21 protein-coding genes are annotated in these 21,791 nt (G+C 33.5%); 10 read left to right on the top strand and 11 right to left on the bottom strand.

Going from position 1 to position 21,791, the window contains the following annotated elements; all coding sequences use genetic code 11:
• Positions 1-166 precede the first annotated feature (166 nt).
• Both FS935_RS17660 and FS935_RS17655 read left to right on the top strand, forming a co-directional pair.
• On the top strand, positions 167-562 hold the full coding sequence (locus tag FS935_RS17660) for a hypothetical protein (RefSeq protein WP_146949962.1): 396 nt from the start codon (positions 167-169) through the stop codon (positions 560-562).
• 166 nt (positions 563-728) lie between these two features.
• Entirely contained in the window at positions 729-1,409 is a 681-nt protein-coding gene (locus FS935_RS17655) for a Na-translocating system protein MpsC family protein (RefSeq protein ID WP_146949961.1), read from the top strand.
• An 81-nt stretch (positions 1,410-1,490) separates the two neighbouring features.
• Here the strand turns inward: FS935_RS17655 and FS935_RS17650 are convergent, their stop codons facing one another.
• Both FS935_RS17650 and FS935_RS17645 read right to left on the bottom strand, forming a co-directional pair.
• Entirely contained in the window at positions 1,491-2,663 is a 1,173-nt protein-coding gene (locus FS935_RS17650; protein ID WP_146949960.1) for a 3D domain-containing protein, read from the bottom strand.
• Positions 2,664-2,764: 101 nt separating this feature from the next.
• On the bottom strand, positions 2,765-4,006 hold the full coding sequence (locus tag FS935_RS17645; RefSeq protein WP_146949959.1) for an MFS transporter: 1,242 nt from the start codon (positions 4,004-4,006) through the stop codon (positions 2,765-2,767).
• Between the two features lie 182 nt (positions 4,007-4,188).
• On the opposite strand from FS935_RS17645, the gene FS935_RS17640 reads away from it, so the two are divergent.
• Positions 4,189-4,653 (top strand): hypothetical protein, encoded by a 465-nt coding sequence (locus FS935_RS17640; RefSeq protein WP_146949958.1) that lies wholly within the window; start codon positions 4,189-4,191, stop codon positions 4,651-4,653.
• 277 nt (positions 4,654-4,930) lie between these two features.
• Here FS935_RS17640 and FS935_RS17635 read toward each other — a convergent pair whose 3' ends face one another.
• The 3 genes from FS935_RS17635 to FS935_RS17625 form a co-directional block, all read right to left on the bottom strand.
• Positions 4,931-6,394, bottom strand: a complete 1,464-nt coding sequence (locus tag FS935_RS17635) for a DHA2 family efflux MFS transporter permease subunit (protein WP_240050947.1) — start codon at positions 6,392-6,394, stop codon at positions 4,931-4,933.
• Entirely contained in the window at positions 6,391-6,984 is a 594-nt protein-coding gene (locus FS935_RS17630) for a TetR/AcrR family transcriptional regulator (RefSeq protein ID WP_240050946.1), read from the bottom strand. The genes FS935_RS17635 and FS935_RS17630 overlap by 4 nt, the downstream gene beginning before the upstream one ends.
• A gap of 448 nt (positions 6,985-7,432) precedes the next feature.
• Positions 7,433-8,392 carry an FUSC family protein gene (locus FS935_RS17625; protein WP_240050950.1) on the bottom strand — a complete coding sequence of 320 codons (960 nt, stop codon included), beginning with the start codon at positions 8,390-8,392 and terminating at the stop codon, positions 7,433-7,435.
• Here FS935_RS17625 and FS935_RS23990 point away from each other — a divergent pair.
• From FS935_RS23990 to FS935_RS17615, 3 genes are all read left to right on the top strand, one after another.
• The gene (locus FS935_RS23990; RefSeq protein WP_240050945.1) at positions 8,331-8,468 is read left to right on the top strand and encodes a hypothetical protein; all 138 of its coding nucleotides are present in this window, start codon (positions 8,331-8,333) and stop codon (positions 8,466-8,468) included. The genes FS935_RS17625 and FS935_RS23990 overlap by 62 nt on opposite strands.
• 239 nt (positions 8,469-8,707) lie before the next feature.
• Positions 8,708-10,384 carry a dihydroxy-acid dehydratase gene (gene ilvD, locus FS935_RS17620; protein WP_146949956.1) on the top strand — a complete coding sequence of 559 codons (1,677 nt, stop codon included), beginning with the start codon at positions 8,708-8,710 and terminating at the stop codon, positions 10,382-10,384.
• Between the two features lie 482 nt (positions 10,385-10,866).
• On the top strand, positions 10,867-11,745 hold the full coding sequence (locus tag FS935_RS17615) for a sulfite exporter TauE/SafE family protein (protein WP_146949955.1): 879 nt from the start codon (positions 10,867-10,869) through the stop codon (positions 11,743-11,745).
• A 286-nt stretch (positions 11,746-12,031) separates the two neighbouring features.
• Here the strand turns inward: FS935_RS17615 and FS935_RS17610 are convergent, their stop codons facing one another.
• The gene (locus FS935_RS17610; protein WP_146949954.1) at positions 12,032-13,198 is read right to left on the bottom strand and encodes an ABC transporter permease; all 1,167 of its coding nucleotides are present in this window, start codon (positions 13,196-13,198) and stop codon (positions 12,032-12,034) included.
• Entirely contained in the window at positions 13,195-13,938 is a 744-nt protein-coding gene (locus FS935_RS17605; protein WP_146949953.1) for an ATP-binding cassette domain-containing protein, read from the bottom strand. Before FS935_RS17605 ends, FS935_RS17610 begins: the two co-directional genes overlap by 4 nt.
• Before the next feature lie 165 nt (positions 13,939-14,103).
• Between FS935_RS17605 and FS935_RS17600 the strand changes: the two genes are divergently transcribed.
• Both FS935_RS17600 and FS935_RS17595 read left to right on the top strand, forming a co-directional pair.
• On the top strand, positions 14,104-14,805 hold the full coding sequence (locus FS935_RS17600; RefSeq protein WP_146949952.1) for a LytR/AlgR family response regulator transcription factor: 702 nt from the start codon (positions 14,104-14,106) through the stop codon (positions 14,803-14,805).
• A gap of 12 nt (positions 14,806-14,817) precedes the next feature.
• A complete protein-coding gene (locus FS935_RS17595) occupies positions 14,818-15,816 on the top strand; it encodes a sensor histidine kinase (RefSeq protein WP_146949951.1) in 999 nt (332 codons plus the stop codon).
• Positions 15,817-15,834: 18 nt separating this feature from the next.
• Here the strand turns inward: FS935_RS17595 and FS935_RS17590 are convergent, their stop codons facing one another.
• From FS935_RS17590 to FS935_RS17575, 4 genes are all read right to left on the bottom strand, one after another.
• Complete coding sequence (locus FS935_RS17590; RefSeq protein WP_146949950.1) at positions 15,835-16,383, bottom strand: CBO0543 family protein; 549 nt, start codon at positions 16,381-16,383, stop codon at positions 15,835-15,837.
• Between the two features lie 645 nt (positions 16,384-17,028).
• A complete protein-coding gene (locus FS935_RS17585; RefSeq protein WP_146949949.1) occupies positions 17,029-17,871 on the bottom strand; it encodes an aldo/keto reductase in 843 nt (280 codons plus the stop codon).
• 208 nt (positions 17,872-18,079) lie between these two features.
• On the bottom strand, positions 18,080-19,261 hold the full coding sequence (locus tag FS935_RS17580; RefSeq protein ID WP_146949948.1) for a chromate transporter: 1,182 nt from the start codon (positions 19,259-19,261) through the stop codon (positions 18,080-18,082).
• Positions 19,262-19,273: 12 nt separating this feature from the next.
• The gene (locus tag FS935_RS17575) at positions 19,274-19,582 is read right to left on the bottom strand and encodes a PadR family transcriptional regulator (protein WP_146949947.1); all 309 of its coding nucleotides are present in this window, start codon (positions 19,580-19,582) and stop codon (positions 19,274-19,276) included.
• A 234-nt stretch (positions 19,583-19,816) separates the two neighbouring features.
• Here FS935_RS17575 and FS935_RS17570 point away from each other — a divergent pair, with 234 nt between their 5' ends.
• Positions 19,817-20,266: a hypothetical protein gene (locus FS935_RS17570; RefSeq protein ID WP_146949946.1), complete on the top strand. Its 450-nt coding sequence runs from the start codon at positions 19,817-19,819 to the stop codon at positions 20,264-20,266.
• Between the two features lie 670 nt (positions 20,267-20,936).
• On the top strand, positions 20,937-21,788 hold the full coding sequence (locus tag FS935_RS17565) for an aldose epimerase family protein (RefSeq protein WP_146949945.1): 852 nt from the start codon (positions 20,937-20,939) through the stop codon (positions 21,786-21,788).
• The last annotated feature ends 3 nt before the right edge of the window (positions 21,789-21,791 follow it).

The raw sequence follows: 21,791 nt of genomic DNA, 5'->3' as shown, positions 1-21,791 counted from the left end.
TATATGTTATAGTACAATGAGGTTTGTAGATTCCATTCTTTTAAACTATCATTATGCCAAAATAGCAGGAAATTAGCTTTATTTATCTTGCTGTTTTGGCTTTTAATTTAAAAAGGAATTAAAAAGAATAAAGGGTGTTCAAATGAAAAGATCTGAGGAAAGTTGTATGAATCTAACATATGAGTACTCATATTCATTAAAGATACTTAATAACCTTGTGTCACAGACAACTAAGGAAATAAATGTGACGATTGATAGTATCAATAAAACCATGAATTTAATAGAAATAAAGAATCTAAATAACACACAATTGAAAACTTCTTTTCAAGATCTTTTAAATTTAAAAAGTCAAAGTATGAAGCTAATATGTAGTGAAGATGTTGATCGGGAGCTAATAATTAACATTGTTTCGAGCATTGTGTTGATTATAAGTGAAATGATTAAATATATAGAGGATGTAAAAGTTATGTTGAACAATTTAGACATAACAATGAACTCTAAGATTACTACTAGCTATGAATTAGAGTATTTAACTTACTTATTAGAAGATTTTATTAGATAGATACAGAACGCTGAATTATCAAGCATATTTGTAAAAAATATGCTTTTTTGTGTTTTTAAAGGAAGGTTGAGTATACTAGTAAAAAATCATCAGAGCACTAATTCATGCCAAAATAAAAGTAACATGCTAGAATAATCTTATTTATTTTATAAAAAGGTGGATTTGCATGGATCAGGATAGATTAAATTCAATCAGCAGTCTAACTAGTAAGTTACTTAGGAAAAATTTTGGTAAGGGTCCCCAGTCATGTCAGTCGACTATTTGTAAGCAACACTTTGTTATTTATATTCAGGGCTTTATTTCCCCAATGGAAGAGGTTTTGATTCAACAAGGCCAACAAGAACAGGTTGAAAAGGCAAGGGCGGTTATTATTGAGCACATAATAGAGGAATTGAAGGGAATAATTAAAGTGACTATAGACCGTGAAGTAGAAGAGAGTTATCATGATTGGAACTTTCCTAATAATTCCGGTTTGCTTTTTTTTGTATTGAATGAAGAAATAAAAGAAACCTGCAATGAAAATAATATAGTCATACAAAAGTTAGAAAAAGAAATAGCGAGGATAAGTGAATTAGTTCAAAAGGTTCCAGATATTATCCATGTTTATCCTTTATCTCAATCAATTTATTTAGTTGAGAGGAAGGGGATATTAATTCCGATTGAAAAAGCATTAATTACTAAGGGGTTTGCGGATGAGCTGAAGATAACAAAAGATGAATTAGAGAAAAGCTATTTCCACCGCTATGGGAAATTTGATGAAATTTTCAACAATAGTATTAAAGATATATTTATTGATTGGAACTTCAAAGAAGATAAATCATTAATGGCGTTTGTTTTTCAAACATAAGGGTAAGGTTAAATATTACACTAAAAAAGGATAGATTAAACTAGTCGCCACACTAATCTAATCTATCCTTTTTTTGTCAAATTAATCTAAAATGACAATTTTAACGGTTTTACGGCCCCATTGTATAGCATGAGCACTAGATGGCATTAGAACATCAATTTTATGTCCAATAATGGCTCCACCCGTATCACCAGCGATTGCTTCACCATAGCCTTCAACCCAGACCTTGGATCCAAGTGGAATAACACCAGGATCAACAGCGATGAGCTTCATATGGGGATTTTTTTTAATATTGTAACCTAAATAGGTAAGATCATTTTTTGTATCTTGATGGCTATAAGCTGTTGCAGTTACATACATTTCTTTACCTGCTGTTTTACTTGAAGCTGGTTTATCTTTACTCGATTTAGAAGGTGGTGCGACTGTATGTTGAACAGCTGTTTCTGCTTCTTTCTTAGCTTTTGCTAGTTCAACTGATCTTGCTTTGGCTGCAGCTTCTTCCTTCTTGATTTCAGCTTGAATCGAGTTTATTTGTGTTAGGATTTTTGTTTTATCTTGCTTAGCATCTGTTAATTCAGCTGCAATTTTCGTGTACTTATCCTGCATCGCAATAAGTGCTTGATTTCTTTGAGTGCGGTTTTCCTCAAGCGAAGCTCTTTTACTTTCAAGATCAGCTTGTTGACTAGCTAGTAGCTGTTCTTGTTTATCTATTTCTTTCTTATCTTCTTCGATTTGTTTTATATCTGCTTCTTGCTCATCAAGAATCTTTTTGTCTGCATTTAGTAGTGTGCTAACAGCACCAATTCGTTCAAAGAAGTTACCAATGCTTTCTGAATTTATTAAAGTATCAATAACGATTGTTGTATGATCACTATGCTGAAGAGCAACTAAACGCTTTTCCATTATTCCTTCACGAGCATAAACCTTGTCCTGTAGTAGAACAATTTCTTCTTTTTTCTGTTCAATAATCTGTTTAATTTCTGTCATTTTTGTTTCAACATGAGCTAGAGATTCTAGGTTTTTTGTAATTTCTGCATCCATTGCTTGTATATTTTTTTGTAAGGAATCAACTTCTGAAGAAATAGTCTGTTGTTCCTTCTCCTTTTGAAGAATGGTTTGTTGTTTTTGCTCTAGCTGTTCATTGGCACTGTTTAAAGTGTTTTTAGTAGACTCGGCATTTGCCACATGTGAAATAGATAAAGATAATAGAAGTACACTAAGTGTTGTGGCAAAGGTTCTCTTAAAAGCTCGCATAAAGCAACCCCTTTCTATACTTAAATAGTTATAACATAGAAAAGGGGTACCGTAGGTTACAATTAGATTAAAGTTTTCAGAAACTTTTTCCATTAGTGGAACTATCTATTAAATTGCCATTCTCTTAAAGTTTGATCAGATGGTAGCAAAAATGCTAGAAAACCTAGAAGCGGTAAAAATGCGACACTAATCATTGTAGGTGTTAAACCAACAACATCAATCATTCCTCCTAATGCGACTGACCCGATTGCTCCCATACCAAATGCAAGTCCTACGGTTAAACCGGACATTGTGCCAATTTTTCCTGGAACCAGCTCTTGGGCATAAACAACGGTAACAGAAAAGCTAGACATGAGAATAACTCCAATTAAAGCTAATAAAAATATAGAAACAACAGGACCTGTAAAAGGCAGTAATAATGTGAGTGGAGCAGTTGCTAGTAAAGAAGTGATAATCACATTGCGTTTCCCAAAACGATCAGCTAAAGGACCACCAATAAATGTACCAACTGCACCCATTACGAGAAAGACAAAAATATACATTTGAGACCCTGCAATTGTTAAATTGAATTTTTCAATGGCGTAGAATGTGTAAAAGTTAGCAATAGCACTACCGTACCAAGTTCGCGCGAAAATAAGGAATATGATGACAAGAATGGCATTGCGAACTGCTTTAGAAATGGCAGGTTGTTTTGTATTTGTTGTTTTTGCCATTTTTTTAATTGGTGTTGCTGCTTGAACTTTTCTAGAATACCAACCAGCTATGTAGAAAAGAAACACAACTGCTATTCCAGCTACAACTGTAAACCAAATTGCGCCAAATTGACCAAGAGGAACAAGAATTAATGCAGTAATAACAGGTGCAAGTGCTTGACCGCTATTTCCTCCAACCTGATAAATTGATTGTGCAAGTCCCCGACGATTTCCAGCAGCTAAATAGGCAACACGTGAGCCCTCTGGATGAAATATAGCTGAACCTAATCCAATAAAGATAACGGAAAGTAGGATTGTGATAAATGATGGTGCAAAGGCTAAACCAAGCACACCAAGCATAGAGCTTGTTAAACCAATAGGTAATGCATATGGAATAGGGCGTTTATCTGTATATAAACCCACAACAGGCTGCATAACAGATGAAACCATATTAAGTGAAAATCCAATAAGACCAAGCTGTGTAAAAGTTAATCCCATTGATTTTTCTAAGATTGGAAACATCGCCGGAATAACGGACTGAATACTGTCATTTAATAGATGACAAAAACCAATGATGAATAAAATATTATAGGCAGTTTTTGTTTGTTGATCAGAAGGTATTGTTTGTTTTTCAATAGAAGCAGTTGACATTAGTTATACTCCCTTTGTTGGAATTGAATTTAATTGGAAAAGACTTCAATATTCATATTATTGACAGTTACTGGGGAAAATTCAAGTTAAATATCAATTGAATTTAAGGTAAGTAATCAGGCCAAATTTGAGAATATCTTGATAAGTATAGGTAAATCTTAAGAAAGAAAGGAGTTGTAAAGGTGTCAACGAAAAATCAATGGTTACTTAATATAGGTATGGTAGTTGTGTCATTTTTGACATTACCCGCATTAGGATTACGAAATTTAAAGAGATTTCTTCCAGCATCAATCCTTATTTTGCTGATTGAAATGCTTCATCAACGTTATGGAAAAAAACAAAGATGGTGGGTTTTTTATAATAAACCCAAGTCATCTTTATTTGGGGAATTCCCTTTTCAACTTGGTCCTTTTCTAATGGTAGCATTGTGGACACTTAAACTGACATACGGAAATTTTAGTCGGTTTATTTTACTCAATTCATTAGTACATGCCTTTATTGCATTTCCATTCTCATTTTTTGCAGAAAAATTAAAGTATTATTCCTTAGTTCGCATTAATAATTTCCAATTTTTTCTTTATTTCTTATCTAAGGTACCTATATTATATATGTTTCAAACCCTTTATTTGAAAATAAGAAGGAATTAATATACTGTACGAGGTACTGGCTTGCTCACCAACATTGGAACCAATGAACTCATGATAACATCAGCCACTCAATAACTAGTTAAAGCACCGTCTTGGTTGGAGTCAGAGGCAATGTTTGCTATAACGGAAATCAACAACAAGGTTTAACAGAACCTAAATGAAATAAAAATTAGTCCCCTGTTATAACAGGGAACTAGTTTTTATAATGCTATCATTGATGATCATACTTTATTCAAAAAAACTGTTCACAAAAGAGCTTTTACTAAAGCTAAATATATTAAGAAGCTTGCTGCTGCTCAACTTTAACTCGTTTAATAAATAAACCAATAATAAATCCAACGATCGCCACTACAATAGCAAAAACAAATGCGTCCTGCACACCAGATGTAAAAGCAAGCAATTGATTTGCTGGGTTTGCTAAATCAGTGACATTTTGTAGATACTTTTCAGTTCCAGACGATAAGATAGAGATAGCTACAGCTGTACCAATAGCTCCTGCTACTTGCTGTAAAGTGTTCATAATTGCTGTACCATCTGGATATAGTTCAGGTGGTAGTTGATTCAAGCCATTTGTTTGAGCAGGCATCATAATCATTGAAACACCAATCATGATGACAATGTGCATAGCCACAATAAATGCAGATGTTGTTTCTAAATCAATTGTAGAAAAACCAAATAAAGCGGCTGTAACAAGCACAAGACCTGGAATAACTAACCATTTAGGTCCGAAACGGTCGAATAAGCTTCCCATAACTGGAGAAAGAAGACCGTTTATGATACCACCAGGAAGAAGCAATAAACCTGCTGCGAATGTACTTAAAGCTAAAGATGATTGTAAATATAATGGTAGTAAAATCATTGATGATAAAATGATCATCATACTAACAAGAACTAACAATAACCCGACAACAAACATTGGGTATTTAAAGGCACGAAGATTTAACATTGGTTGTTTCATTTTTGTTTGACGAATGCTAAATAGAACTAGTGAAAGAAGACCAACAGCTATGGAAATGATCACGATTGGTTCTCCCCAGCCGCCACCTTCACCAGCACTACTAAATCCATATACCACACCACCAAAACCAATTGTTGATAGGGCGATCGATACAATGTCGATCTTAGGCTTCGTAGGTGTAGAAACATTTTGCATGAAAACTGATCCGAAGATTAATGCAATTACCAAGAATGGTAGTGAGATCCAGAAGATCCAATGCCATGAAAGTGACTGTAGAATAAGACCTGATAATGTTGGTCCAACAGCAGGGGCGAACATAATAACAAGGCCCAATAACCCCATAATTTTCCCACGCTTATAAGGTGGGACGATAATCAAAATCGTGTTAAACATTAGTGGCAGCATTAGAGCTGTACCCATCGCTTGAACAACACGTGCAATCATTAAAAACTCAAAAGTTGGAGCAAGTGCAGCTATTAAAGTACCAATAATTGAAAGTGCAATTGAAACAATAAATAATTGTCTTGTCGTAAACCACTGTAATATAAGTCCAGAAACCGGCACGAGAATACCTAAAGTTAAAAGATAACCTGTTGTTAACCATTGAGCGGTTGTTTCATGTATACCAAAATCCTTGATTAAACTACCTAGTGCCATATTCAATGCTGTTTCACTAAACAAGCCAATAAAACCAGCAATTAGGAAAGAAACAAGGATAGGTACTACTCTAAATTCGCTCATTTCTTGTTGCGTTGTATTACTACTTTGACTATCTATATTCATTCTCTATTTCCTCCCGAATTTTTTCCTCTAAGTAATGTTGGTATTTGTTTTGCAATAACCCGTAATGTATCTCCACTTTTACGTGTTAAAGAAATCGTTGTTGCACCTTCTAGCAAAGAGTTTATTGTGATGGCCAGCTCTTGTGCTAAAGGTGTCTCATACCCATGCTTTATCAATGTATCGGCATATAGCATTTGCCCTTCCTTGAAGGCTGTTTCACATGTGAGTCGGAGAGTTTCATGTGTTGAAGCAGTCTCAGAAGCTAGTAGCCCAATCTTTAACCATTCTGTACAATCCTCCGTATCATAAAAATCGGCAATGTTGTTAATATGCTGTTGAAAGGCATCAATGACATCATCGGCAGCCAACATGTCATGTTTTGTATGTTCGAGGATCTTCTCTTTTACAAGCTTGATTGCTTCTATAGCAATCTCTTCTTTACCATTTGGAAAATGATAATACAAAGATCCTTTTGGTGTACCACTCTCCTCAATAATCTGGTTGATTCCTGTACCGTTATAGCCTTGACGCTGAAATAAGCGACTTGCCGTTTCTAATATCATATCTCTTGTATTTACTTTGTTTTTCACGTCTAAACGTCCTTTACAATTGTATTATAGAGATCGGTCTATATAAATATAAGTAACGAGAATGATAAAGTCAATTAATATGAAATAGTTGCTTGAGTTAAATAAATTAAGGCTCTTTTCTAAAAGGAATGTTTATAAATAACTAATTTCCTGTTAGTAACTATGTTTTTATCATATACAATACTATTCTAAGAAGAAAAGATGCCACTAGACTAGACTTTATACATTGCTTTTCACTTCATATGACTAAAAGCAACAAAGGTTTAAGAAAATAGCCTAAATTAAAAACAGCATGAAAAAAGATCACTATAAGAAGTGATCTTATTAACATGAAAAGATTTCATATAACGTTATAACAACTTTAGTATCTTATGAAAAAGATACTTTTAGTATTTCAATTATTAGGAAAAATTAAAAGTAATTTAATGTTATTTACAATTTCATAAAATCATTGATTATTCAACTGGCTAATCAGTTTATCCAGTCGCTTTAAATGAAAGGAATAATCGATGATTGAGGAAGCGACAATTAGTAAGCGAACATTTTGATCTGTATTTTGTAGGTATAATTTTAGTTTAAGTTCATAGCTTTCTTTAAAATCTTCTTGATCAAAGCCAGAATGATTTTCTTTAATTTTGCCCTGATACTTTAACAGTAAGAATTCATGATACTTAATTAAGTGTTCAAGCTGATCATCAAAAAATTCTGCTTCTTCTTCAATTTTATTACTTTGAAAAAAGTGGTCCTCAATATTCTCTAATAACTGCGCTCCTTCTTGTAACGTTTTAAATAACTGCCTAAAAACAAGGATTTCCCTTGCATGTAGTTGATTAGCTTTTCTTCCAAGCTTTGCTCTTTCTTCATCAAACAACAGAAATTGATCTTCTAATTTTTTTATGTCCTTTTTAAAGGTCTTGCTATGCTCCTGATAAGTTGCTTCTGTTAATTCATTAGAAATAGCCGTTCTAATAAGTAATGACATATTTTGAAACGTTTTTTCCACAGACTGGATAAATGACTTTTTATATCTTGGTGGAAGAATGAGTAGATTAACTAAAATCGCCGTAAATGTCCCTATTAAAATGACGTAAAACCTTTCTAAAGCAAAATAAAGATCCTCACTTCCTGCAGCACTCATAACTGCCAGGACAGTAACAAGGGTTAAAGGAATGGTACTTTGCATATTTAATTTTAAACTTATTGAAATAACAATGATGATTACGAATCCAATGATTACTGGATTTTCACCAAAGAAGTAGATGAAAAATAGTGAAATGGTCGCGCCAATTGTATTGGCGATAATTTGGTCGACCATTTGTTTCCATGTACGATAAATTGATGGCTGTATGGCTAAAATTGCTGCAACACCTGCAAAAACAGCTAGTTCAAAGTTAAATAAAGAGCATATGTATATTGATAAGGATACAGCTAATCCTGTTTTTAAAATCCTTGGACCAAAAGTAATAGTGAACCCTCCAAACTAAAATCATAAAGATCATATATAGTACTTCTAATTTTACCTCACTTTGTTATGTTCATAAAGTTCTTAGTGTTTAAATAGTAGATTGTGGATAAATATAGGTTACTTTCAATCAGAGTACATAATTACGACACTTGTTTATAATTGGATATTCAAACAAAAAAGAATATATTGATTATTTAGAAATTTCGAAGTAACCTATTACTATCATTCTTGAATAATGTTTAGTGAAGGGAGATTAGAATGATGAAATTACGTAGCGATATGATTAAAAAAGGCTTTGACCGTGCACCTCATCGTAGCTTACTTCGAGCTGCAGGTGTAAAAGAAGAGGATTTTGGTAAACCGTTTATTGCGATTTGTAATTCATATATTGATATTGTACCTGGTCACGTACATTTACAAGAGTTTGGTAAAATAGTAAAAGATGCTATTCGTGAAGCTGGTGGAGTTCCGTTTGAGTTTAATACGATCGGTGTAGACGACGGTATTGCAATGGGACATATCGGAATGCGTTATTCATTACCAAGTCGTGAAATCATTGCAGATTCAGTTGAAACAGTTGTATCTGCTCACTGGTTTGATGGAATGGTATGTATTCCTAACTGTGACAAAATCACTCCAGGTATGATGATGGCAGCATTACGTATTAACATTCCAACATTATTTGTAAGTGGAGGCCCAATGAAGGCCGGTGTAACAAGTGATGGAAAGAAAATCTCGCTTTCTTCTGTTTTTGAAGGAGTAGGTGCTTACCAATCTGGTAAACTTGATGAAAAAGGATTAACAGAGCTTGAGCAATTTGGTTGTCCAACTTGTGGATCATGCTCAGGTATGTTTACAGCAAACTCAATGAACTGTTTAGCAGAAGCACTTGGGTTAGCAATGCCTGGTAACGGAACAATTTTGGCTGTAGACCCAAAACGTAAGGAATTCGTTAGAGATTCTGCAAAACAATTAATGAATTTAATCAAAGATGACATCAAGCCAAGAGATATCGTTACAGAAAAAGCAATTGATAATGCATTTGCTCTTGATATGGCATTAGGTGGTTCTACTAATACAGTTCTACACACATTAGCTTTAGCACATGAAGCTGAAATTGAGTACCCAATTCAACGTATCAATGAAGTAGCAGCTCGTGTTCCTCATTTATCTAAGCTTGCACCAGCATCAGATCATCATATTGAGGATTTACATGAAGCAGGTGGGGTATCAGCAGCTTTGTATGAACTATCTAAAAAAGAGGGAGCTCTTCATCTTGATACATTAACAGTTACAGGCAAAACATTGGGTGAAAATATTGCCGGCTGTGAAATACAAGATTATGAAGTAATCCGACCTATCGATAATCCTCATACAGAAAAAGGTGGACTAGCTGTTTTATTCGGTAATCTTGCTCCTGATGGTGCGATTATTAAAACAGGTGGAGTTCAAAACGGAATTACGAGCCATGAAGGTCCAGCGATTGTGTTTGAATCACAAGAAGAAGCTATGAGCGGTATTGCAAATGGAAAAGTAAAAGAAGGACATGTAGTTATCATCCGTTATGAAGGACCAAAAGGTGGTCCAGGTATGCCGGAAATGCTTTCACCAACCTCGATGATTGTTGGTATGGGATTAGGACCAAAAGTAGCACTTGTTACAGACGGTCGTTTTTCCGGTGCATCTCGTGGCTTATCAATTGGACATGCTTCACCCGAAGCTGCTGAAGGTGGACCACTTGCACTCGTTGAAAATGGAGATCACGTTGTTATCGACATCGAAAATCGCACAATGGATGTAATGGTAGCTGAGGAAGAATGGGAAAAACGTAAAGTAAACTGGAAAGGCTTTGAGCCGAAAGTGAAAAAAGGCTATTTAGCTCGTTATTCTAAGCTTGTTACATCAGCAAGTACAGGTGGAGTTATGAAAATCTAAGTTTTATTAATAGTAATATAACCATCCGAAACATATTTGATGGTTTCAAAGGCTAACTCGAAAAGGTCATGAAACAACGACTTTTTGAGTTAGCTTTTTTGTTTAGATAAGCGTTTTGACATCTCACTTCAGTGCATACCCTGTTGAGATCAAAAGCATATATCATAAGAATTTTACATGAAAACAAAACTGTTATAGAAAATAAAAATGGTACTTTATATGCTAGCTTTGATTAAATAAAATTCCTCATATAACCATTGGTAATGATGGTCACTGGCTAAGAATAGTTGATTATTGAGTTATTTAACTTAACCTGCTGCCGTTTAGTTGCATTAGCGAAATTCAAGGTTGAAAGCAATCTAATTTAGGTTGCTTTTTTTACTGCAAAAAAATTTTTGATTTTTATAAATATTCTTATTTACAAGTATAAGATCTTTACCTTATAATCCTCATAAGAATACTTGGGATTGAGGTATGTGGAAATGAATAAATTAATTATCTTTTCGATAATTGGATTTTTGGCACAGCTTGTTGATGGTTCATTAGGTATGGGATTTGGTGCAACGTCCGCTTCATTGTTATTAATGTTTGGTATTGCTCCTGCAGTTGCTTCAGCATCAATTCATATGGCGGAAATTGTTACTTCGGCAGCTTCAGGTGCATCTCATTTGCGGTATGGAAATGTTGATAAAAATATATTGTTTAAATTAACTATACCTGGGGCAATAAGTGCATTTATAGGAGCAGCATTTCTTAGCAACATTCCAGGTGACATAATTAAACCATTTATCTCCATTTTCTTAATTATTTTAGGGTTTTATATCATCATACGTTTCCTCTTCTTTAATCATGTGTCATCATCAATAAAGCAATCGCCAACCCTTTCGAAAAGATTTTTAACTCCACTTGGTATTATAGGTGGATTTTTCGATGCAGTAGGAGGTGGAGGGTGGGGACCTATTACGACTCCAATGTTGATTGCACGAAAAGGAATTTCACCTAAAAAGGTTATAGGGACAGTTAGCACAAGTGAATTCGCAATTGCTGTTTCTGCTACACTAGGTTTTATATTGTTTCTTGGTTTGGAACAATTAAATTGGCAATGGGTAATAGCTTTTATGATAGGTGGGGTAGTTGCTGCACCAATAGCAGCTTGGCTTGTACGTATCGTTCCTACTTACTTATTAGGAGTTTTAGTTGGTGGGTTAATTATACTTACCAATTCAATGACGATTATTAAATCACTCTCATTGTCAGTTTCATTGTCATTGTTGACCTATGCTTTAATTATTGTTCTATGGATGGTTTCAATCTGGTATCAAATAAAAAATAGAGGACGTTTTATCGCTGTTGAAGAATAAACTAGACAACTCTTAAAACGACATCTTACTATTATTTATTTAAGAACAGTTTTAAAAGATTCACTAGGAAGATAAAGTAGTTTTAAAGGAGATTTTCAAGATTCAATGAAGAGTTGAAAGAGGCGTAACATCTTCATTAACGTGAGTGATTGCTAATGAAATTATTTTAACGTCAGTCATTAAAATGTCAATCCTATTTACCTCTGGATAAAACAGAAAGAGGCACTTAAATAAATTCTAAGTGCCTTCAATAAATAAATTCGGAAATTGCTTTTTACAAAACGTATTATGACTTCCCAAGTACCCATTTGCTTTTCATAAACATCGCATAAGCAATGACGAACGTAATAATGATGAATACAACTGAGCTGCCTACAACGAGGAGAATACTCGTCACATCATAAATTCCATAAATCAATTGCTTAATAAGAGCATAAATGTTTAAGAATGGAATCATGAAATGTGTTGAATTTAATTCTGTTACCGATACGCCAATTAAAACAAAGTAAGGAACCATGGCTAAAGTTGTAATTGGTGAAATATAATTTTGAGCTTCTTTTAGATTATTTGCCAAAAGGCTTATAATCATTTGAATGCTTGAAATGAGTAGAGCAAAGAAAATAATTCCGACTAATAAACTTACTGTGAAAAAGCCAATATTTTTATCTAATTGTAGAGCGTCAGCAAGCCGTTCTGTAAATAAATTCACACCAATAATAAATGTGATACAAGAGAAGATTCCACTTAACATACTTAAAGCTGATATTGTCATCCATTTACCTACGATAATATGAAAACGATTCACAGGTGTCATTAGTAAAGCTTCCATTGTTTTTCGTTCCTTTTCACCTGCAAATAAATCATTTGCTGCAGGTAAGCCACCCATTAATACAGCCAAGACGATAATTAATTGAGCGAAAATAGAAATCATGTAAAGTGACATATCGTCTCCTTCACTAATACTTTCTATGTTGATTTGAAACGGTTCAATTGTTAATGGATCAATATTGTTATCAGCTAAACGCTGAGCTATATACTCTTGCTTTTTAATTGTTAATACATTTGAAATCAAATCTTGTGTTGTTCCACCTTTTGTACTTGTTGGATCTGCAAAAACAGAAATGCTCGGAATTTCATTCTTTTCTAGCTTTGTAATAAAGTCAGCATCTGCGATAAAGGCAACAAGAGCGTCTCCATCTTTAACCACTTTAACGGGATCTTCAACAAGCTCAACCTCAAGCTCCTTCAATTCCTGTAACCAGCTAATCACCACTGGATCTGTGTTGCTATCAACAGCAACTGTTACTTGCTCCACTTTTTCATTCATCATTACGTTTTCTAGGAAAAATAATAAACCAACATTGAATAGAATTGGTAATAAAACACTTAGAAAAATCGTTTTACGATCACGAATAGAATCTTTTAGCTCTTTTATGAATACATGCCATGTCATGATAAATTCCCCCTAACAATACGAGACATAAAGATATAATTTAAATCATCACTTTCTTCTTGAAGATATAATTCTTCAGTTGTGCCATTATAGATCATTTCTCCCTTGTGGATCATAATGATCGACTCGCAAAGCTGCTTCACTTCCTCCATAATGTGACTGGAGAAAATAATTGTTTTTCCTTCTTTACGAAGCTGGTGGATAAGTTCTCTAAACATATTTGCTGACGTAATATCTAACCCTGTTGTTGGTTCATCTAGTAGAATGATTTCTGGATTGTGGATAAGGGCTCTAGCAATGGTGACCTTCTGACGCATTCCTTTTGAAAAGCCTCCGACTCTACGATCCAAGTAATCTTTCATTCCAAATCGAACAGCTAAATAGTCAATTCTCGTTTTCATTTCATGTTTGCTTATTCCATGAAGCTTTGCAAAATAACTAAGGTTTTCACGAGCAGTCAATCTGTCATAAAGACCTGTTTCACTTCCAAATAGCACACCGATTCTCCCTTTTATTTTCATAGGCTCTTGATGAATATTGATTCCATCTATGAAAATACTACCTGAGGAAGGCTCTAATATAGTTGATATCATTCTTAATAATGTTGTTTTACCTGCGCCATTTTCCCCTAAAAGACCAACAACTTCACCCTTTTTTATTTGAAACGAAACATCTTTCACTGCTTCAATTGTCTTCTTTTTATCTTGAAAGGATCTTGAAACATGTTGAATATCAATCATCCTAATTCCTCCTTGTGTTTGTTTCTATGTACTTATCATAAATAACTATTGAAATGAAAACACCGATGCTGTCGTGAAATATCCTTTTTTTGTCGCGAAAATGCCAAAACACATCATGAACATGATAAAATATTGGTAAAATATTCATGGAATGAGTGCGAAGGTATGATAAAGGTCGGTATTGTTGATGATCAAAAATATGATTTGGAAAAGCTACAAATTTCACTTGAAAACGAACAAGACATTCATATTGTTTTTTCAACAAACAATTCAGAGGAAGCATATAAATTAATCAAGGAAAAAAACATTGATCTCTTAATCACAGATATTGAGATGCCGAATTTATCGGGGTACGAATTAGCAGATTTTATTCACAGCTATGCGATGGATATTAAGGTTATTTTTGTTACAGGTCATAGTGGTTATGCGGTCCATGCATTTGAGCTGGATGTTCTTGACTACATAATGAAGCCGTACTCTAAAGAACGTTTATTAAGAGGCATTAACCGTCTCCAAAAAAGTACAGAGGGGCTTGATAAAACAAAGCTTGTTTTAAAAAATAAATCTGAAATCTTTTTCATAGATAAAAAGAAAATCATTTATATAGAAAGAACAGGAAGATCAACAACGATATATACAGATGAAGGAGAATATTCTACCTATCAAACGTTAAATGAGTTAGAAGAAGAATTGTCAGGCTCTCATTTTGTTCGATCACATAGGGGATTTATCATCAATATTCATTTTGTAAAGAATTTTTCTTTATATACAAAGAATTCCTATGTTGTACATTTTCAAGGCTCGAAAAACACAGCGATTATTACAAAAACACATCTTGATAAGCTTCAAGATCAGTTTTATAACTAGGAGAAAATAAATGTGAAGAATAATCTTTCAGCTGTTTTTAGTATATTGATTCATATCCTTGCTATTAGCAAACTTATATATGATCAAACCTTTTTATTTTTCGTTTTAATTTTTTATATCGGTCTCATTTTATACTTTCGAAAAGAACTTAAATTACTAGCATCATTAGAAGGTTACGAGAAATTTACTTATTTGATCCTTACACAATCAATCTTTTTAGTCCTGATCTTGACTACAGAACAGACTTTTACACAATTACTATCTCTTTTCGGGATAATAGTATGTGAAGTAGTTCGATTAAAACAAATACCAATAGAAATAACCGAGGAAAACGAGAGAAAGCATCTATCTGACAAAATCGAGGAAATGAATCAACATTTTTTAACAGTCAGGGCACAAAGACATGACTTTTTAAAGCATGTTCAAGTGCTAGATTATTTAATGAAAAAAGATACAAATATAGAAGCACAGGAGTATTTTAAGGAATTATTGGAGAATTATGAGGAAGTAAATGGGACGATACAAGGTGAAGAGGTTCATATTTCTTCACTTTTAATGAAGGAAAAAATGAGGGCAGATCGATTAGGAATTGATTTGATTTATAAGTTGGATTCACCAATGTCCTTGCTTCCAATGAATAAAACTTCTCAAGTCCAATTGATATCAAATTTATTAGAAAATGCAATTGAAGCAGCAAGTAGCTACAAATCACGATTTGATCAATCAACAGTAGTTTTAGAAACAGACATACACGGTGGAATATATTTATTGAAGATATCCAATCATGCCTATTTTGATGATAAAAGTCAGCTAGATACTCTTTTTGAACAATTTGGTTCAACAACTAAAGAAGGAGATCATCACGGACTTGGTACGTATATTATTAAAAATCTAGTGGATTTCCATCGTGGAAGGCTAAATTATCAATATAGTAATAATGAGCTTGTTATCAAAATTAAGCTGCCAATAATAAAAGCCACTGCTGAACTGCATACAGAAACAACAGGTTAATGAAGGGATTGTCTCTTCTTAGTATCCTGTTGTTTTTTCTATTTTCAAAAGCTTATCTACAACATATTTAATAAAAATAGTTAACAGAATATATATGGGAAAGGAATAAAAGTGGGACCAGTGAAGCGACATATAAATATCTAAATAAGCTGCGATTGGTTCTAGGATAAAAGAAAAAATAGCTGATAAACAAACTGAAGCTATTATATATAATTTCCATGAATAAAAGAATTGATAAATAATCATAAAGAAAATTGAAATCATCAAATCTATTGTAACGATTCTTGGTCCCCAGGGGAAAACCATTTTAGGGTATTCCCACACTAGAAGCTCTCCACCTAGTGTGTCTAATATTGAGACAATGCTAAAAGAGATAAACCCAAACAAAATAATGCTAATCACTCTTTTTTTATCAAGAATGAGCAGCCAAAGGATAACCAAGATGAGAAAGGAAATTAGAAGAAACCACCATTGAGGTGTAAACAAAACCTCTGTTCTCCAATATTGCAAACGCATTGTTAATACTTCTTGTTGTTTTCTTATGATTTCATTTATGTTAAGGTTCATTTTTTACCTCAAGAGTGTTTAGGATTATTTCTGTTAGTATGTGATTTTTAGAAGGATATTATTAGTAAAGGCCATATTCTGAAGGATTGTTGCTAATAGATGTCATTATCTGTTGTAACCAGTGTTTATCGCATAAAAGGTGCAATTTGGATGTAAGTGTTAAGCTAACGATGTACAATTTTGATCGTTTATGAATGCCCAAAAATTAATTAACATCTTCTTTTTCTAAGTGATCTTTAATTCTGAAAGAAGGTCCAACAATATTCGTGTAGAAAACAATCTAATATTGCTTTTCCTAATTTAGTTTCCAGGAACACCGCATCTCTTTACTTATGTCCGTCATCGGAGAAGAAAAGATGCCACTACACTAGACTTTATACTTTGTTGTTTCCTTCGGTATTCTAAAAACAACAAAGTTTACGAATTCAGCCTTAGTAAAAGATGTGTGAATTTAAAATCTCTTGGAATAGTAAATAATATAAAGGGTTGAATAACTCGATTCACAGGAGAATTACAAAGCGAGATAAGAGAAAGGTGAGGAGATGAACTAGACTATAATGAAGGGTAAGAATGCTTTGTAATAGCTTTCCTACCCTATAATGGATCCTTCACTCAATAAAGTAGAATAATTTTCCTAGACAAAAATTAAAATTCCTCATAAACGGCAGGATCTTGTTGATTAATTCTACCATCAGGCTTTGTTAACTCTGAGATTGAGTTCATATCTGCTTGAGAAAGAGAAAAATCAAAAATTGAAATATTTTCAAGTTGTCTATCAGGAGATGCTGATTTTGGAATTGAAATAGCTCCTAATTGATAATGCCAACGTAAAATCACTTGTGATACCGTTTTGTTATGGTTTTTCGCAATCTGCTTAACCACGTCATCTTGTAGCACATCATTCGCTCGTGCTAGTGGGCTCCAGGATTGTGTTTGAACCTGATTTTGCTCGTGCCATTTCCTTTGTGCTGCTTGATTAAAATAGGGATGTAATTCTATTTGATTGATGCTAGGCTTAACTCCTGTTTCTTGCACAAGACGATCTATATGCTCAGGTAAGAAATTACAAACACCTATAGAACGGATAAGCCCTTTCTTTTTAGCCTCAATAAATGCATGCCAAGCCTCTACGTATTGATCTTGCTTAGGATTAGGCCAATGAATTAAATATAAATCATAATAATCCAGATTAGCTCGATACAAAGATTCTTCAATAGTAGTAATAGCAGAATTATACGCTTGATAACGGCCAGGTAGTTTAGAAGTAATTCTTAATTCGTCTCTTGGTATAGAGCTGCGTCTAACAGCTTCTCCTACAGCACCTTCATTTTCGTAGTTATATGCTGTATCTAATAAACGATAGCCTACTTGATCTACAGCGTATTGTATAGATTGTACACCTAGATTTCCTTTCAGTGCATATGTTCCCAAACCAATTACCGGTAATGTAACACCATCATTAAGTGTGATTTCTGGAATTGAACTCATCGTTAACTCCTCCTCATTAAAAGTTTAGTTAGCTTTAGTGTAGAAATGTTATAGGTAACATTAAAATCTATATAATTATGTATAGTTTCATCTCTGCAACAAAGAAGAGTATGATAGTGCAAAACAGAATTTAAATTCGTTAGGATTTAAATATAGTGAGGAAAACCTGTATCAATAACTACTTTTTAATAAAGATACAGGTTTATATTTATATAAACAACCAACCACCAATTGCACCAGTTAACACAATAATCCATGGTGGAAGCTTCCAGAACACTAGCATACTAAATAAAATAGCAGCAAAGGCAAAGTCGATAGCATCTAAAATAGAGCTGGTCCATATAGGGTGATAAAATGCAGCAATTAAGATTCCAACAACAGCAGCATTCACACCCATAAGAGCTCCTTTAACTTTTGAGTTGCTTCTAAGTTGATGCCAAAAAGGTAATGTGCCTAAAATAAGTAAAAATGCTGGTAGAAAAATTGCCACAGTTGCAAGTAAGCCACCTTGCCAGCCGTTAATGACAGCTCCTATATAAGCAGCAAATGTGAACAAAGGACCAGGAACTGCTTGAGCCGCACCATAGCCTGTTAGAAATTGCTCTTCTGTTAAAAATCCTGTTGGAACAAATTCACGTTCAAGTAAAGGTAATACAACATGACCTCCACCAAATACAAGTGAGCCAGATCGATAAAAGCTATCGAAAAGAGCAATCCAACTAGCTTGAGTAGCAGCATTTAAAACTGGTAATAAAATAAGTAAGCCAAAAAATAGAGTTAAACAAATAACTGCAAATCGTCGTGAGATTGGAAAGGATAATGAAGAAGGTTTATCGTCTGCTTGTTGTTTAAACATAAGAAAACCTAAGAATCCTGCAAGCAGAATGACTGCTATTTGAGTATAAGCTGTTTGCCAAAGTAAAGTACCAACTAGAGCTAACAGTGCAATTGCTTTTCGTTTTAAATCGGGTGTTAATTTTTGAGCCATTCCTAAAATAGCGTGAGCTACTACTGCAACAGCAACAATTTTCAGTCCATGAAGCCAACCAGCATCTGCAACATCAAGCCCTTGTAAAATAATAGCAAATACTATAAGCACTATTACAGATGGAAGGGTAAAGCCAATAAAAGATGTGATACCACCTAAAACACCAGCTCTCATCACACCTATTCCTATCCCCACCTGACTACTAGCTGGACCAGGAAGGAACTGACATAAGGCAACCAAATCAGCGTAGCTTTTTTCATCCATCCATTTTCTTCTTCTAACATATTCTTCATGGAAATAACCTAAATGAGCAACAGGTCCACCAAATGAAGTGAAGCCTAGTCTTGTTGATACAATGAGTATTTCTAGTAAAGTCTTGAACACTGAGTTGTTTTGGTTCATCTTCGGTCTCCTTTATTCATTGATTTCTTTAAATAGTTCATACGCCTTTTTTCTAGCTTCCCCTAAAATGGAGATTCCTTTTTCTGTTATGGAATAGTACTTTCTAATTTTCCCCTCAACATTTTTGTCTTCTCTCATTAAAAGACCATCTGCTTCCATAGTGTGGAGAATAGGGTATAGAGTACCAGCGCTTAAGTTATAGCCATGTTCCTTAAGTTCATCAAGCATCCATACTCCGAAAATTGGTTGTTCCTTTGCATGATGAAGAATATGAATGTGAATAAATCCAAGAAAAAGCTTTCGTAACACTTTATCTTCCAAAATATAATACCTCCTAAATACCATTATCGAAAAGCAATAACGAATATCGATATCACAGGTACAAAATTATCACAGAATGAATAGTAGAAGCAAGGTGTTTGAGTGTTTTTACAAAATTGTAATAAAGTTTTTTGTTTGAAAAAATCTTTTAGATGTGAAAATGCTAACTAGTATTAGATCATGCAATCGTGGGTAATGGTGTATAACTTTATAAAATAAGGTAAAAATAAAAATATGAAATCAAATCAAAAATTACTTTATAAAGCACGTACACAAGGAATAATAAAATTTATGTTAGGGATTTATCTTCTTACATTTTCGGTAGGAACTATTACCTTTTATTTAAGAGAAGAGTTAACACAACAAAATTTCCGTTTTTTCACAAAAACAAGTCTGCTCTATCTTATTTTTTGTTTTCTTTTGTATTGGGCAATTAAAAGTCAAAAATTAATACTTAAAGAAGATCATTTGATTCTTACCATATTTGGATGGAATCGTTATAAAATATCAATTTATGAAATCGAGAAGTGCGAGTTTGGAAAATTAAATGGAGAAATTGTTATACATATCACGTTAAACAAAAAAATAAAATGTGCTTTTCCTTATTATCCGTTTCAAAAAGCATGGGAAGAAATAAGTTATACAATAAAAGAAAAAAACAAAAGCATTCAAATTCACTTATAAACAAAGTCTTAAACAGGCTTTGTTTATTTGTTAGGGAGGATTTACTCACATATTTTGAAAAGTATGAACCTGAAGTGCGAACTAAAATCCAATAGCTTTAAAAATAGCCTTCATAAATCAGGATCCCAATCCTTTTTCAAAAATCTCTTTACTATATCAACTTCCAATAATTGAATATTAAATTCTAACTACGAAAATTCCTTATTTAATGGTCATGTACAAGTCACCACGCCCGATTGTTCAAACTACTTAATGCTTTCTTTACATATCTATAGTGTTTTGCAGGATTCTATTCTAGATAGAGTAACATTTGCTTTTTTAATATTTACGTTATTAATATTTGTATTTATTAAACTTTTATTTTCAATTACTAGTTAACCAGCATTGACCTCTTGGCGATTGAAACAGAAATATCGTGCTAATTAATCTTATTTTCCCACTCCCTCATTGATGAAGCCCAAAGGTGTGAGTATGCGTAAGTAAAAAGGTCATCATCGTGTGTTTGAAGCCCTTAAGCGAGAATTTAGCAGTATAAAGGTCATCATAAAAGTCATTATCAAAAGATACTTCATTTATTTGTCCACCTTTATAGAAATTCTTCTCACTAGATAAGTAATTAAAACATCTGTATAGTAAAATTTAGGAATTAATAAAATGGAGTTGATACATTATGTATACATATAAGGAATACAAAGAAGGTAAGTTAACGGTTGTTGAATTGAGTAACCATAATAGCTGGATAAAGGTAGTACCAGAGCGTGGAGGTATTATTACTAGTCTTGGTTTTGCAGGAGAAGAACTCTTATTTTTAAATGAAGAAACACTTCATGATAAGGAAATAAATATTCGGGGAGGAATTCCTATTTTGTTCCCAATCTCAGGTCAGCTTACTAATGGGGAATATGAATGGGCAGGGCAAACATATCAAATGAACAATCATGGTTTTGCCCGAAACCTACCGTGGGAGGTTGTAACAACAGATGTTGCTGAAGCTGAGGCTTCAATTACATTAAAATTAGATAATAATGAAGATACATTAAACAGTTTTCCGTTTGAATTTTCTGTCCTATTTACATATAAATTACGCCCTAACGAATTGATTATTGAACAATTCTATGAAAATCATTCAACATCAGATATGCCGGTATATCCTGGCTTTCATCCGTATTTTAAGACAAAATCCAAACAACTGAAAATCACTGCAGATAGTGATGAATATCTTGATTACAATGACTTATTGGTGAAGAAATATGAAAATGTTATTAATGTTGACCAAAAGGAAGCATATGTTTTGAAGAGTACAACTGGTCATGTAGACTTTTTAATTGAAGAGTTAAATAAAGAAGTGAAGCTTCAGTATGATGATGAGTTTTCATATATTGTTTTATGGTCTGAGGAGGGGCAAGGTTTTGTTTGTGTTGAGCCTTGGATGGCGAAAACAGATGAATTGAATCGTAAAGAGGAATTAACAATGATAAAGCCTGGGAAATCACTACATACAAAGGTTAGCATTTCTATTTAATAG

The sequence above is a fragment of the Metabacillus litoralis genome, assembly GCF_007994985.1.
In the GTDB taxonomy this organism is placed as follows: Bacteria; Bacillota; Bacilli; order Bacillales; family Bacillaceae; genus Metabacillus; species Metabacillus litoralis.
This window is presented reverse-complemented; position numbering and strand designations above follow the sequence as displayed.

Coding starts and splice junctions, on each gene's coding strand:
- FS935_RS17605 (WP_146949953.1), bottom strand. CDS start 13,938: ATGATTGATATTCAACATGTTTCAAGATCCTTTCAAGATAAAAAGAAG.
- FS935_RS17600 (WP_146949952.1), top strand. CDS start 14,104: ATGATAAAGGTCGGTATTGTTGATGATCAAAAATATGATTTGGAAAAG.
- FS935_RS17570 (WP_146949946.1), top strand. CDS start 19,817: ATGAAATCAAATCAAAAATTACTTTATAAAGCACGTACACAAGGAATA.
- FS935_RS17590 (WP_146949950.1), bottom strand. CDS start 16,383: ATGAACCTTAACATAAATGAAATCATAAGAAAACAACAAGAAGTATTA.
- FS935_RS17610 (WP_146949954.1), bottom strand. CDS start 13,198: ATGACATGGCATGTATTCATAAAAGAGCTAAAAGATTCTATTCGTGAT.
- FS935_RS17655 (WP_146949961.1), top strand. CDS start 729: ATGGATCAGGATAGATTAAATTCAATCAGCAGTCTAACTAGTAAGTTA.
- FS935_RS17580 (WP_146949948.1), bottom strand. CDS start 19,261: ATGAACCAAAACAACTCAGTGTTCAAGACTTTACTAGAAATACTCATT.
- FS935_RS17565 (WP_146949945.1), top strand. CDS start 20,937: ATGTATACATATAAGGAATACAAAGAAGGTAAGTTAACGGTTGTTGAA.
- FS935_RS17660 (WP_146949962.1), top strand. CDS start 167: ATGAATCTAACATATGAGTACTCATATTCATTAAAGATACTTAATAAC.
- FS935_RS17615 (WP_146949955.1), top strand. CDS start 10,867: ATGAATAAATTAATTATCTTTTCGATAATTGGATTTTTGGCACAGCTT.
- FS935_RS17635 (WP_240050947.1), bottom strand. CDS start 6,394: ATGAATATAGATAGTCAAAGTAGTAATACAACGCAACAAGAAATGAGC.
- FS935_RS17645 (WP_146949959.1), bottom strand. CDS start 4,006: ATGTCAACTGCTTCTATTGAAAAACAAACAATACCTTCTGATCAACAA.
- FS935_RS17585 (WP_146949949.1), bottom strand. CDS start 17,871: ATGAGTTCAATTCCAGAAATCACACTTAATGATGGTGTTACATTACCG.
- FS935_RS23990 (WP_240050945.1), top strand. CDS start 8,331: ATGGCTAAAATTGCTGCAACACCTGCAAAAACAGCTAGTTCAAAGTTA.
- ilvD (WP_146949956.1), top strand. CDS start 8,708: ATGATGAAATTACGTAGCGATATGATTAAAAAAGGCTTTGACCGTGCA.
- FS935_RS17650 (WP_146949960.1), bottom strand. CDS start 2,663: ATGCGAGCTTTTAAGAGAACCTTTGCCACAACACTTAGTGTACTTCTA.